Here is a 13,104-nt window from a genome sequence, read left to right on the forward strand (position 1 = left end):
TATGTCAGAAGCAAATAACTCCCGAGAAAATATAAAGAATTCAACGAAAAAGCCTGAGGTTGGAAAAGGCCCTGGCGCAAGATATGCAAGAATGAAGGAAAAGCCAAAGAATACTAAGGCAACGATAAAAAGATTAGTGAAATATTTAATGAATTCAAAGGCTTTAGTTATCTTATTGCTTATTGTTGTTATTGGATATACAGCTTTAAACCTTTATTCGAGTATCTTGATTAAGGATGTTGCGAATTCCTTAGGTGAATATAATAGCGAAACAGGACTATGGAATATAGAACCGAATATGGATTCCTTCTATTTATCCATCACCTTACTCTTAATTACCTATGTCGCATATTGCGTTTTATTGTATTTTTCTTCCCTATTTGGTGCATTTATTGCAACAAAAACGATAAGAAAAATGAGAAATGATCTCTTTGGTAAAATTGTATATTTGCCAATATCCTATCTAGATAGTCATTTCCATGGAGATTTATTATCTAGAATGACAAATGATATCGATAATGTATATAATGCGATATCATCCTCTATTACATCCTTAGTGAGCGGTGTATTAACCATCTTAGGATGCTTAGGCATTATGCTATGGCATTCCCCATTATTAACACTTGTATCCATTGCTGTACTCATATTAACCTTATTATTTGCAAAATTCATGTCGAAATATACAAGACCACTCTTTGTGAAGCAGCAATCCGTATTAGGTAAATTAAATACAGAAACAGAAGAAATGGTTACTGGATTTAAAACCGTAAAAACCAATAACCATGAATCCTATGCTATAGAGGAATTTGGAAAGCTAAGTGATGAATTTACACATACAGCAATTAAAGCACAAATTTTAGGCTCCTCTATGGGACCGATCATGAATTTTATTGGGAATATTGGTTATTTCTTAATTTGTATCTTTGGTTCTATATTCTTACTTAATGGAATTGGTGGAACCATTATGGGTGAGGCACTAACGATTGGTATTGTCATTATGTTTTTAACAACAAGTAAGCAATTCACAAGACCAATCAATGACATTGCCATGCTATATTCCTCCATCATTACTGCAGTAGCAGGTGCGGAAAGAGTATTTAGTGTAATGGATGAGGAAATTGAAACCTTCAAGGGTAATACTGAATTTAAGGTAGATGATGTATGTGGCGAAATTGATTTTAAGCATATTTATTTCGGGTATGATCCAGAAGAAATCGTTTTAAAGGATTTCAATATGCATGTTGAGGCTGGCCACAAGGTAGCCCTTGTAGGTGCAACAGGTTCAGGTAAAACGACGATTGTAAATTTATTACTTAGATATTATGACCCAAATAGTGGAGATATTATCATCGATGGTAAGAATTCTCTAGATATATCGAAAAAGGATTTAAGAGATGCAATCTCTATCGTATTACAGGAGCCTGTATTATTTAGTGATACTATTGAAAATAATATCAGGTATGCGAAAGAGGATGCAACAGATGAAGAGATTGATCAAGCCCTAGCCTTCGCGAATTGTGATTCCTTTATCTCAAAGCTTCCAGAGGGGAAGAAGACCATTCTTACTGAGGGTGCAACCAACATAAGCCAAGGACAGCGTCAGCTATTAACCATCGCAAGAGCGGTACTTGCCAATCCAAAAATTTTAATTTTAGATGAGGCAACCTCATCTGTAGATACAAGAACAGAAAAGAAGATTCAGGACGCTATGGTTAAGCTTATGAAAAATAGAACCTCTATTATCATTGCTCACAGATTATCTACCATTCAGGATGCAAATCGTATTGTGGTATTAGATCATGGCCATGTGGTTGAAGAGGGTACACATAACGAATTATTAAGTCATGATGGCGTTTATAAAAAGCTATATGATACGCAGTTTAAGGGTTTAAATACATAATTGGATTACAGATATGGACAAACACCATATCTGTTTTTCATGTAAATACATTTGTTTTTGTGTAAAGGATTTCATATTGAAAAGACTATAAAAAAAAGATATACTTAAAGCAAGTTAAAAAAGAGGTGTTTTGAAATGAAATTAGGTTTATTTGGATATGGTACTATAGGTAGAGGTGTATATACCCTAGTCGAAGGATTAGAAAAATCCTATGATGTTACCATTAAAAAGGTATTTGATTTACCAATAAAGAAAGAACAGCTTAAGGAAAAGCTAGTTACAAATATAGAAGATATTATCCATGATGATGAAATTCAATGTGTTATTGAGGTACTAGGAGGACATGATGTTCCATATGAAGTCATTACACGCAGTTTAAAAAAGGGTAAAAGTGTAATTACTGCAAATAAGGAGGTTGTATCCAACCACCTTGAGGAATTCATTAATTTAGCACATGAGAATCATTGCTATTTTTGTTTTGAGGCATCTGCAGGTGGAGGAATTCCAGTTCTTAGACCCTTAATCGATAATTTAAAGGTTAATGAGGTTAATGATATTTTTGCAATATTAAATGGAACAACAAATTATATTTTAACTCGTATGGATGAGGATAACCTATCCTTTGATGATGCACTATTCCTAGCAAAGAAAAATGGCTTTGCAGAGGCTAATCCTACTGCGGATTTAGAGGGCTTAGATATTGTAAGAAAGATTAATATTATTTCTTCTTTGGCATTTAAGGGTAATATTAAAAATGAGGATATTTATCATTATGGTATTACAGGAGTAAATAAGGACATCCTAGATAGTATCAAAAAGGAAGGCTATGCATTAAAATTTGTTGCATCCTCATCGAAAAATGAGGAGAATGAGGCATTCATTCGAGTAGAACCTACTATGGTTTCACTAAACCACCCATTTGCGGCTGTTAAAAATGAATTTAATGCCGTATTATTCACAGGCTCTACGAATGGTGATTTAATGTTTTATGGTAAGGGCGCAGGATCTATTCCTACCGCCACAGCAATCGTAGCTGATTTAGTATCTATTTTAGAGAATAGAGCTTATATCGACTATAAAAATCAAAATGATTTAAAGGTAAATCAAAGCAAGAGAAATCCATTCAAATATTTCATTTTTGCCAGTGACGGATCTTATGTAATTAAAGAAGAAGTAAGCGATGAAGAATTATTATCTGCAAGCTTCTATGCAAGAGTAATTTCATAGGCAAAATTATACTTTTTTCAAAAAACGATACTATTTTTTAGATATCGTTTTTTTCTCTTTATTTAGCTATAAAATGTATGTTATAATTTAAATATGCAAAAACGCTTGCACAAATCGGAAAAACCGATACATAAAAAGGAGGACATATGAAAAAATTATTTTCTATTTTTTTCTTGTCTGTCTTAGCATTTTTGGCTTTCCTAGGAATTGGACTTAGTGGAGAAAGCTTCATGAGTGTCTATGCCGAAGGAGAAGAACCTCAGGGTGTAGTCTTCCACTACACTAGAGCGGATGAGGATTATTCCGTATATAACGCTTTATGGGTTTGGCCAAAAGGTGGAGATGGAAAGGAATACGCCTTAAGTGAAACCGATAGCTACGGTAGATTCGTAAAAATCGATATGGATCTTAAGGGTGTTTCTTCAGTTGGATTTATTGTTAAGAAGCAGGGCTCTTGGGATTACAAGGACGCTGGCGGAAATGACCGTTATGCAGATTTTGCTGTTCTTAACTTAGATGCTGAAGGATATTATCATGTATATTTAGTTGGAGGAGATGTTAACATTTATACTTCAGGTGATTTAGCTATTTCAGATGGTATTTCTAATTTCTCTGTTGATTTCGTTGACGGTGTATATTACTTATCATTCTTATTGACTACTAAGTGTACAACTTGGAAAATTACAAGAAATGGTGATGCTGTTGTTGATTCAACAAGTGCACTAACTGATGAAAATTTAGTTTCATCTGTAGATAATATTTTAAAGAAGGCAACCTATAAGCTAGGTACAGCAATGCCAAGCTTTGAGGATCTTATTACTCTTACTGTTGACTTCCCTGATGAGAAGACATTAACACAGAATGCAAATATGGCATCTTTATATAATACAGATGCATTCGTTGAAAACTATACATATGATGGTGAGTTAGGTGCAATTTATTCAGAAACATCTACTACATTCCGTGTATGGACTCCATTATCTACTTCTATGAAGCTTAGAGTATATGATAATGGTACTCCTGTTGCTGTCGATCAAGAAAAGGGTAATGATGCATATACAGAATACGATATGAATCGTGGAGAAAAGGGTACTTGGGAGGCTACAGTACCTGGCGATTTAGACGGTAAGTACTATACTTATGTAGTTACAAACTATAAGTATACAGATAGAGAAATTGTTGACCCATATGCAAAGTCTACTGGCGTTAACGGTAGAAGAGGTATGGTTGTTAACTTCGATAAAGTCAACCAAGAGGTTGGCTGGGATTCATTTAAGGTTAATGAATATGAACCAACAAACCTTACTGTATATGAAACGCACATTGCTGATTTAACATCTTCATCTACATGGGGTGGAAATCCTGCCTATGCAAAGACATATAAGGGATTCTATCAAGAGGGAACAACTTACACTGCTGATGGTAAGACCGTTAAGACAGGCTTCGATCACATTAAGGAGCTTGGTGTTAATGCGGTTCAACTTATTCCTATTTTTGATTCTGATAATGATGAAGTGAATCGTACATTTAACTGGGGTTACAACCCATTAAACTACAATGCATTAGATGGTTCTTATTCTACAAATCCATATGATGGATATGAGAAGATTCGCGAATTCAAGACTTTAGTTAAGAGTTATACATCTGCAGGTATCAATATTATCATGGACGTTGTATATAACCACATGATGTCTGCAGAAGGCTCTAATTTTGATGTATTAATGCCTTACTATTATTTCAGATATAATTCTACAGGTATGCTATCTAACGGTTCTGGCTGTGGTAATGAAACTGCATCGAATATGCCAATGTTCCGTAAATTCATGATTGATTCTACTGAATTCTGGGCTAAGGAATACAAGCTTGGTGGATTCCGTTTCGACTTAATGGGCTTACATGATATCGAAACAATGAATAAGCTAAGCGAGAACCTTCATGAGAATGTAAGTGAATATGTAGTTGTATATGGCGAGCCTTGGGCTGGTGGTACACCTGCTTATGATCAAAACTTACTTGCATACCAGTCCAATATCTTAAAGTATACAGAATATGGATGCTTCAATGATAAAATTAGAGATGCCTTAATTAAGGGTGGTTTATCTAGTGATAGCGCAAAGGGCTGGGTAACTGGTGGTGTTTCTTATTCTCAGTGTACTGTAATTAAGGATCAAAAAACCTTTGAAAGAGCAGTAGATAGATTAGAAATCTATATGAAGAAGAATGGTGAATACATTAGAGTTACTAAGGAAGATGGTTATGTAGCTGGTAAGATTTATTTCCAGAAACAATCCTCTGTATTAAACGCAAGTGAGCTTAAGGAGCTTGCAAGTGGTATTGCAGGCTTCATCAAGGAGTCACCACAATGCAATAAGCCATGGCAGACATTAACCTATGTAACTTGCCATGATAATTACACTTTAGTTGACCGTATTGCTGCTGCTGGTATTACAGATAAGGAATTATCTAAGAAGATGGCAATGCTTGCAAATTCTGTAGTATTTACATCTCAGGGTATCTCCTTCATGCTAGCTGGTGAAGAATTCTTAAGAACTAAGGGTGGAGATAAGAACTCTTATCAATCATCCTATAAGGTAAATGAATTAGATTACGCTTTAAAGATTACAAACTATGATATGTTCGAAAACTATCAGAAGCTAATTGCTTTAAAGCAAAAGGAAGGCTTATTTGGTCAAACAACTGTTGAAGCTTGTAAAGATATCAAGGATAAGCTATTCATTTCTGAAGATACATCTATGATTACTTATAAGATTAGATGTACGGAAAATGGCAAGCTTATGGAATACTATGTAATCCATGTAAATGGCTTAGGTGATGCTAAGGATCATGTTGCTGATTTAAGCGGTTATTCCTTATATCTTGATACTTTAAATACTGGCGTTGAATTATCGGATAACTATCAGTTACAGAATTATCAAACTATTGTTGCATACCGCGAAGCTGATTTATCACAGGCAGATATTTCAACGGAAGGGGCTAAGGCTGGTGCAGTAGTTACAGATACATTCAATAAGGCTAATGAAAAGAATTCATCTGCAACATTCTTTGTTGGTCAGGTTAAGATTGAATTCAGCGACAAAGCAGTAGCAGAGATTGCTGGTAAGGATGTTAAGCTTTATGTAAATAAGACTACTCCAAAGGTTGATGGTGCATCCTACGTTATAGATTTAGAGCTTGATGGTGCTACATTCTCTACAGGTGAGGCAAAGGTATCCTTCAGATACGATGTACCAGAAGGACAGAATGTTAAGGTATACTACATTAATGAAAATGGTGCAAAGGTAGATGTAAATGCTACATATGAAAATGGCAAGATTACATTCACTACAAACCACTTCAGTACTTATGCGTTATTCCTTGAGGCAGCCCCTCAGGGCGGTTTACCTGCAGGCGCAATCGTTGCAATCGTTATTGGTTCTATTACATTATTAGCTGTTGCAGGCTTCTGTGTATACTATTTCTTACTACGTAAGAGAGGCGCATAAAATTTAATGAACTCGATTAGGCTCTATCGCAAGATAGAGCTTTTTCATTTTTCGTCCTTAACCTTGCAATCAAATAATTTATGGATACCAAATCGTACTGTTTTCTTTCAATTTAAAAACTTTTATTGTATAATAAAACCTGATATGGAGTGATATTATGAATCTTAAGAATTTTATTACCTTTGAGGGTGGAGAATGTAGTGGAAAGACTACAGTAATTCATTCTATAAAGGCTTTATTTGATGAATTAGGAATTGAGTATATTTCAACAAGAGAGCCCGGCGGAATTAAAATTGCAGAGCAAATTAGAAATATTATTTTAGATATTAACAATAAGGAAATGACATCGGAAACAGAAACCTTACTTTATGCTGCCGCAAGAATGCAGCATTTATCTGAAAGAGTAATACCAGCCCTAAATGAAGGAAAGATTGTTTTATGTGATAGATTTTTAGATTCTAGTCTTGCTTATCAGGGCTATGCTAGAGGTATTGGAATGGATAATGTATTAAAGGCCAATAGCTTTGCTTTAGAGAAATTACCGGATTTAACTATCTTTATTGATGTAACACCAGATGTTGCACTTAAAAGATTATCGGGAAGAGATAAGCAGGACCGATTAGATTTAGAGGAGATGGATTTCCATAAAAGAGTATATGATGGCTATCATAAGGTAATGGAAATGTATCCAGATAGAGTTGTAAGAATTGATGGAAATCAGTCCTTAGAGGAAGTTACAAAGGATTGTATAAATAAAGTTTTAGAATATCTAAAATTAAAGGTGTAATATGAACGTTAAAAGAGCAGTAGAAAATCAAATGGGTATCTTTAATATGTTAAAAATGGCCAAAAGCCAAAACCGTATGTCCCATGCGTATTTATTTTATGGTGAGGAAGGTACGGGCAAAAAGGAAATGGCATATGCCTTAGCCTGTCTTTTGTACTGCCCTAATGGAGGAGATTTAACCTGCCCTGTATGTAAAACTATATTAGATAATAATCATATGAATGTGGATTATATTGGTATAGAACAAAACAAAAGTAAAATCTCAAAGGAGCAAATTACAAATTTGCAGGATGAATTTGCTAAAACAAGCCTAGTTGAGGGCACAAGAATCTATATTATTGATGGTATAGATACCGCAACAAGCTCAGCCCAAAATAGCTTACTTAAGTTTATTGAGGAGCCTATCAATCAAACACCTACCGTAGGTATCTTTTTAGCGAAGGAATTACCGAATGTAGTGAATACGATTCAATCGAGATGTATCTTAGAGCATTTCCCATCCATTCCAAAGGAAAAGGAAATTAAAATATTAGAAGATGAGGGGCTATCTAGTATAGATGCAAGACTTGCATCCATACTTACCAATGATATTGATGAGGCCTTAGGTTTTGTACTTAATATCGATAAGGATTTAAATGAAGAACTAATGAAGGATAATTCCTATAGTTCTTTAAATGAACCCAATCATGATAAGAGAGAGGCAAATTTAAAACTAGAGGTTGAAAAGCTTCTAAAACAATCTAAGGATTATCATGCAGTAAAGGAAATCTTCTTAGAAATGCTTAAGCTTAAAAATGAAAAAATGGCAGTTATGTTTTTCACAAAATATGTCAATGTATTCCAAGATGTAGCAAGAATGAATATATTGCTAAACTTTACGATTACATTTTTAGAGGATGTCCTATTCCATTATGAGAATCCTATTTTATCTCCTCTTAAGGAAGAGATTATAGAATATTCTAAGAAGCACGGAAAAAAGGTAGAGGACACTTTAGAGGAATGCTTGCTTCTATCTAAAAATTTAAGCTACAATGTTTTACCAAAAAATATATTTCATTCTCTATTATTAAAATTCATTTAATTTGAAATATTTTAGTAAAATAATATATAATTATATTAAAGGTTTATGGTGATTATATGAAAGTAACCAAGGTACAATTTAAGCCTCTTGGTAAAAGATATTTCTTTGGCGTTTCCAATTTAGATTTAAAGGATAAAACTCCAGTAGTTGTTAATACCATACGTGGTATTGAAATGGGCTACTGTGTAGGAGAACCCTTTGAGCTAGATCCAAATGAGGAAATCCCAGAGCTAAAGGATGTTGTAAGAATTGCAACAGAAGAGGATTTAAAAAATTATAAAAGAAATAAAGAACTAGAGCCAGATGTCGTTTTAAGAACTAAGGAATTTTCTAAAAAGGAAAATCTTGAAATGAAGGTTCTAGAAGCAGAATATACGCTAGATCAAGCGAAGCTTATTATCTATTTTGAAAGCGAAGGAAGAGTGGATTTCCGTGAATTAGTTAAGGACTTAGCTGAAATCTACCATACGAGAATTGAGCTTCGTCAGGTAGGAAGCAGAGATGGCGCTAAGGTTTTTGGTGGAATTGGTCCATGTGGATTAATTGTTTGCTGCCAAACCTTCATTACCCAGTTTGATAATGTTTCTGTAAAAATGGCTAAGAACCAAAATTTATCCTTAAACCCAGTAAAGATTAGTGGTAATTGTGGAAAGCTATTATGCTGTATCAATTACGAAAATGAGCTTTATACAGAATTAAGAAAGGATGCTCCTGATATTGGAGATATCGTCATTACTCCTGAGGGTGAGGCTAAGGTATTAACCTGCGATGTATTAAATAAGAATCTAAAGGTAAAATACATTGGAGAGGATAATAAATTCGGCTATTTTAAGCTTGATGAGGTAAAGTTTACTCCATCTAAGGATAAGAAGAAAAAGAAAGAAATAGAGGAAGATTTTGATGCCAGTGGTCTTGAATGAGTTACTCGGTAGAGAGCTTATAAAAATATATCAAGATACCGATTCCTTCAATTTTTCTATAGATTCTATGCTTTTATCCGATTTTGTATCGATTACAGCTAGATGCAAAAGAATATGTGATCTATGTACAGGTAATGCACCCATTCCCCTATATTTATCCTTAAGAACGAAGGCTAGTATTATAGGTGTTGAGGTACAAGAAAATTCCTATAAGCTTGCCATAGATTCTGTTAAAATAAATCATCTAGAGAATCAAATAGAAATTATACAGGATAATTTAATTGGGATTTCAGATAAAATAGGAAAATCGAAATTTGATTGTGTAACCGTAAATCCACCCTTCTTTAAGGTTGGAAATCATCAAATCAATCCAAGCGATAGTAAGGCTATTGCACGTCATGAAATATTAGCTACCCTAGAGGATATCATAAGGGAAGCATCAAACCTATTAAATACAAGAGGTAGGCTTGCGCTAGTACATAGACCAGAAAGACTACCTGAAATCTTTGCATTATTTCATAAATATCATATAGAGCCTAAAAGGCTTAGGCTCGTATATCCTAAAATGGGTATGGAGGTCAATCATATATTGATTGAGGGAATCAAGGATGGAAGTCCTGATGGCTTAAGGATAGAAGCACCTCTATACGTATATAAAAGTGATAATATTTGGACCGATGAGGTTCTAAAAATATATAATTTTACAAAGGAGTGAGTATTATGTTTTTAAGTTTATTAAACAAGAAGGAAATGCTAAAATTCTTAGATTTAGCAATCTACATGGTAGATATCGATGGAGAGCCTACAGATGTAGAAAAAAGAGTATTAACAAAAATGATTGCAGAGCTTGATGCTGTAAAGGATGAATTCTCCTTCCGTTTAGCTGATACAGTTGAAAATACAATTAATTTCTTCCAATCTGCAAATCAAGTTGTTAGAAATGTTGTATATTTAAATTTAGTAACCATTTCTATGGAAGATGATTTATATAATACAAGTGAATTATTATTCCTAGAAAAGATTCAAAAGGTATTCGAAATTAGTGCAGAAAAGAGAAGAGAATTAATCTCTATTGTTTACGCAGAGCGTGATTTAAGAGAAAAGGCAATTCGTATTATTAAAAACTAATGAGAACGAGAAGCTTTGAACATAAGAAAGGCATTCTATATCTTGTCGCAACACCTATAGGAAATCTATCAGATTTTTCCTTTCGTGCTGTAGAAACACTAAAATCTGTAGACAAAATATATGCAGAGGACACAAGAAATTCTATAGTTCTTTTAAAGCATTATAATATAGAAACTAAGCTTGAAAGCTATCATGAATTTAATCAAGACGAAAAGACTTTATCTATTGTTAAGGAAGTAGAGGATGGCATGAATATTGCACTCATTTCTGATGCAGGCTTACCTGTCATTTCTGATCCTGGCTATAAGGTTGTTTCAGAAGCGAGAAAAAGAGGACTTCCCATCTCAACCATTCCCGGTGCTTCTGCTGGAATTAGTGCTTTAATTGCCTCAGGTCTTGCTCCTATGCCATATACCTTCTATGGCTTTTTAGATTCGAAAAAAACAAAGAGAGTGTCTGAATTAAATGAATTAAAATATATCCCACATACGATTATTTTCTATGAGGCTCCTCATAGGATAAAGGATACATTAGAGGATATGCTAGAGGTTTTTGGTAATAGAAATATTTGTCTTGCAAGAGAATTGACCAAAACCTTTGAGGAATATATTAATGGCACAATAGAGGATGTATTAGAAATCGAGGGATTAAAAGGAGAAATGGTTCTTATTGTAGAAGGCTATAAGGAATCCAATTCTATGGATGGTAATCCATTTGAAAAGATTGATGAATTGATTCATTTAGGCTATAAGCCAAATGAAGCTATTAAAGAAGCATCAAAGCTTTTTAATATGGATAGAAGAGCTCTATATAAGGACTATTTAGAATATAAGAATCGGAAGTAAAATATATGGTTTACAGTGAAGAATATACAAATTTAGATGTCGATAACGTCTTTAAAGAAATAACATATGATGAATTTATGAATATGTTTGAGCACCTTGAAACAGGTATTGTATTACTTGGTGGTGCTTGGTGTAAAAATGCTCAAATTATAGTTCCTTACGCAAATACTCTAGCAAAGAAAAAAGGACTAGATGTAATCTATAATTTTGATTTAAAATATGAAAATGAGCTAGGACGCCAGGGGGATTTAAGAACAGGTACAAGCCTAGATCACAGAATGGAATATTTTAATATCGCAGAAAAAACTGGAATTCAAAGTGATACTGTTGTAGAAAATACAATGATGCCAAGAATTCCATCGCCAACATTTATTGCTATTAAAAATGGAACAACCGTTGGTTATTTTACAGCAAAATATATTCATGATGAAATGACCGAGAAGCTAGAATTATCTAGTGAGGATATGCTTGATTTTGCAGTTAAATTTACAGAGCTTGTAGATTTAATTAAAGGTGATAATAGATTTGATATATAATTTTTGAAGTATTTGGGATGATTTCGTCATCCCTTTATTTCTTTTAGTTTTCTTTCTAAATATTCCGGCAATTCCTCTATTAGCTTATATTTAGATATACCTAGTGATAAATGATTCTTCTTTAATGTAGTTTCAGCAACATATTTATCTGCATCCTTACATAGTAGTAATCCTATAGTATCATTATCACCATCGATTTTTTCAAGATCATCTATTGCATTAACATAAAACACCAATTGTCCTATATCTTTAGGATCAAATTCACTATCTTGACTTCAATTACTACATAAGCATGTATCGTTGTATGATACATCAATAAATCAATATAGAAATCTTTACCTGCAGGAGTTGTTCATTTATATTCCTTACCTGCTAAGGTGAAACCAGGACCTAATTCTTGTAAAAACTTAATAATATTATCTATCATTTGATTTTTTAGATCTTTCTCTGCTTTTATTTTTTCTTTATCTAAAAAATCAAATACATAGGTATCCTTAAATAATTCATTAGTTAAATCCTTAGAAGGAATTACTTCAGTAGTTGTAGGATTTATTAAGCTTATTCATAGGCCTTCATAGCTATTTGATTTAACACCATGCTTCTACTCCAACCATTTTTATGAGTCTCTTTAATATACCACAACATTTCTTCATTGGATTTTGATTTAATAATTATTTCACAAAGTGTATACCAAGGAATTTGTGTAGCAGGTTGCTGACTAAATTCAAAAGGATTAAATTCACTTGCTAAACGAGACATATACTTCAAATTTGTTATTGAATATCCCTTGCCATAATCTTTTAAATCATTGGATAATCTTTCAATATATTTGTTTCCCCAAACCTTTCTTTGATTAATAATAGTGCCTATTTCATAGTAAGTCATTATCATGGCACTATTAACAACAACTATTGCTTTATTTTGGTTAGTTCTAATAGCATCTTTAATTCTTTGTAAATCATCAAAATATTCTTTTTCAATTATTGTAATTTCTTTTGTTTTAGTCATTAATTTTTTCCTTCCTTTTCTCAAAAATAAAAGCCTTACCGCATTTTAGCGATAAGGCCTAATGTTCATATTAAGTTGGAATATTTTTACATTCATATTCATCAACTCCTAGATGATGATATTATAGCATATTTATACTCTAAATTCTATATGTTAAGCTTGTGTTTAC

The 13,104-nt window shown here is 33.2% G+C and carries 11 protein-coding genes and 1 pseudogene; 10 read left to right on the plus strand and 2 right to left on the minus strand.

Annotated elements, in window-relative coordinates:
* Window position 1 precedes the first annotated feature (1 nt).
* The 10 genes from SPJ17_RS05035 to SPJ17_RS05080 all read left to right on the plus strand — a co-directional run bounded on the left by SPJ17_RS05035 (window position 2) and on the right by SPJ17_RS05080 (window position 11,927).
* Window positions 2-1,900, plus strand: a complete 1,899-nt coding sequence (locus SPJ17_RS05035; protein ID WP_321093243.1) for an ABC transporter ATP-binding protein — start codon at window positions 2-4, stop codon at window positions 1,898-1,900.
* A gap of 135 nt (window positions 1,901-2,035) precedes the next feature.
* Complete coding sequence (locus tag SPJ17_RS05040; RefSeq protein WP_321093245.1) at window positions 2,036-3,127, plus strand: homoserine dehydrogenase; 1,092 nt, start codon at window positions 2,036-2,038, stop codon at window positions 3,125-3,127.
* 146 nt (window positions 3,128-3,273) lie between these two features.
* Window positions 3,274-6,630 (plus strand): alpha-amylase family glycosyl hydrolase, encoded by a 3,357-nt coding sequence (locus SPJ17_RS05045; protein ID WP_321093247.1) that lies wholly within the window; start codon window positions 3,274-3,276, stop codon window positions 6,628-6,630.
* A gap of 157 nt (window positions 6,631-6,787) precedes the next feature.
* Window positions 6,788-7,417 carry a dTMP kinase gene (gene tmk, locus SPJ17_RS05050; RefSeq protein WP_321093249.1) on the plus strand — a complete coding sequence of 210 codons (630 nt, stop codon included), beginning with the start codon at window positions 6,788-6,790 and terminating at the stop codon, window positions 7,415-7,417.
* A 1-nt stretch (window position 7,418) separates the two neighbouring features.
* The gene (locus SPJ17_RS05055; RefSeq protein WP_321093251.1) at window positions 7,419-8,498 is read left to right on the plus strand and encodes a hypothetical protein; all 1,080 of its coding nucleotides are present in this window, start codon (window positions 7,419-7,421) and stop codon (window positions 8,496-8,498) included.
* 56 nt (window positions 8,499-8,554) lie between these two features.
* Window positions 8,555-9,418, plus strand: coding sequence for a regulatory iron-sulfur-containing complex subunit RicT (gene ricT, locus SPJ17_RS05060; protein ID WP_321093252.1), 864 nt, complete (start codon window positions 8,555-8,557; stop codon window positions 9,416-9,418).
* Window positions 9,399-10,133: a tRNA1(Val) (adenine(37)-N6)-methyltransferase gene (locus SPJ17_RS05065; protein WP_321093254.1), complete on the plus strand. Its 735-nt coding sequence runs from the start codon at window positions 9,399-9,401 to the stop codon at window positions 10,131-10,133. The genes ricT and SPJ17_RS05065 overlap by 20 nt, the downstream gene beginning before the upstream one ends.
* Before the next feature lie 5 nt (window positions 10,134-10,138).
* Window positions 10,139-10,546: a hypothetical protein gene (locus tag SPJ17_RS05070; RefSeq protein WP_321093256.1), complete on the plus strand. Its 408-nt coding sequence runs from the start codon at window positions 10,139-10,141 to the stop codon at window positions 10,544-10,546.
* Complete coding sequence (rsmI, locus tag SPJ17_RS05075; RefSeq protein WP_321093257.1) at window positions 10,546-11,391, plus strand: 16S rRNA (cytidine(1402)-2'-O)-methyltransferase; 846 nt, start codon at window positions 10,546-10,548, stop codon at window positions 11,389-11,391. The genes SPJ17_RS05070 and rsmI overlap by 1 nt, the downstream gene beginning before the upstream one ends.
* A 5-nt stretch (window positions 11,392-11,396) precedes the next feature.
* Window positions 11,397-11,927, plus strand: coding sequence for a hypothetical protein (locus SPJ17_RS05080; RefSeq protein ID WP_321093258.1), 531 nt, complete (start codon window positions 11,397-11,399; stop codon window positions 11,925-11,927).
* 26 nt (window positions 11,928-11,953) lie between these two features.
* On the opposite strand, the pseudogene SPJ17_RS05085 reads toward SPJ17_RS05080, so the two are convergent.
* Window positions 11,954-12,181: pseudogene (locus tag SPJ17_RS05085) on the minus strand (PDDEXK nuclease domain-containing protein); the annotation flags it as partial.
* A gap of 304 nt (window positions 12,182-12,485) precedes the next feature.
* Window positions 12,486-12,935 (minus strand): DUF1016 N-terminal domain-containing protein, encoded by a 450-nt coding sequence (locus SPJ17_RS05090; RefSeq protein ID WP_321093259.1) that lies wholly within the window; start codon window positions 12,933-12,935, stop codon window positions 12,486-12,488.
* Between the last annotated feature and the right edge of the window lie 169 nt (window positions 12,936-13,104).

This window comes from Anaeroplasma sp., assembly GCF_034179385.1.
Classification (GTDB): domain Bacteria; phylum Bacillota_I; class Bacilli_A; order Acholeplasmatales; family Anaeroplasmataceae; genus Anaeroplasma.

Excerpts from the sequence above, each read along its gene's own strand:
- SPJ17_RS05080 (WP_321093258.1), top strand. The coding sequence starts at position 11,397 with ATGGTTTACAGTGAAGAATATACAAATTTAGATGTCGATAACGTCTTT.
- SPJ17_RS05070 (WP_321093256.1), top strand. The coding sequence starts at position 10,139 with ATGTTTTTAAGTTTATTAAACAAGAAGGAAATGCTAAAATTCTTAGAT.
- SPJ17_RS05065 (WP_321093254.1), top strand. The coding sequence starts at position 9,399 with ATGCCAGTGGTCTTGAATGAGTTACTCGGTAGAGAGCTTATAAAAATA.
- tmk (WP_321093249.1), top strand. The coding sequence starts at position 6,788 with ATGAATCTTAAGAATTTTATTACCTTTGAGGGTGGAGAATGTAGTGGA.
- rsmI (WP_321093257.1), top strand. The coding sequence starts at position 10,546 with ATGAGAACGAGAAGCTTTGAACATAAGAAAGGCATTCTATATCTTGTC.
- SPJ17_RS05055 (WP_321093251.1), top strand. The coding sequence starts at position 7,419 with ATGAACGTTAAAAGAGCAGTAGAAAATCAAATGGGTATCTTTAATATG.
- SPJ17_RS05035 (WP_321093243.1), top strand. The coding sequence starts at position 2 with ATGTCAGAAGCAAATAACTCCCGAGAAAATATAAAGAATTCAACGAAA.
- ricT (WP_321093252.1), top strand. The coding sequence starts at position 8,555 with ATGAAAGTAACCAAGGTACAATTTAAGCCTCTTGGTAAAAGATATTTC.
- SPJ17_RS05090 (WP_321093259.1), bottom strand. The coding sequence starts at position 12,935 with ATGACTAAAACAAAAGAAATTACAATAATTGAAAAAGAATATTTTGAT.
- SPJ17_RS05040 (WP_321093245.1), top strand. The coding sequence starts at position 2,036 with ATGAAATTAGGTTTATTTGGATATGGTACTATAGGTAGAGGTGTATAT.
- SPJ17_RS05045 (WP_321093247.1), top strand. The coding sequence starts at position 3,274 with ATGAAAAAATTATTTTCTATTTTTTTCTTGTCTGTCTTAGCATTTTTG.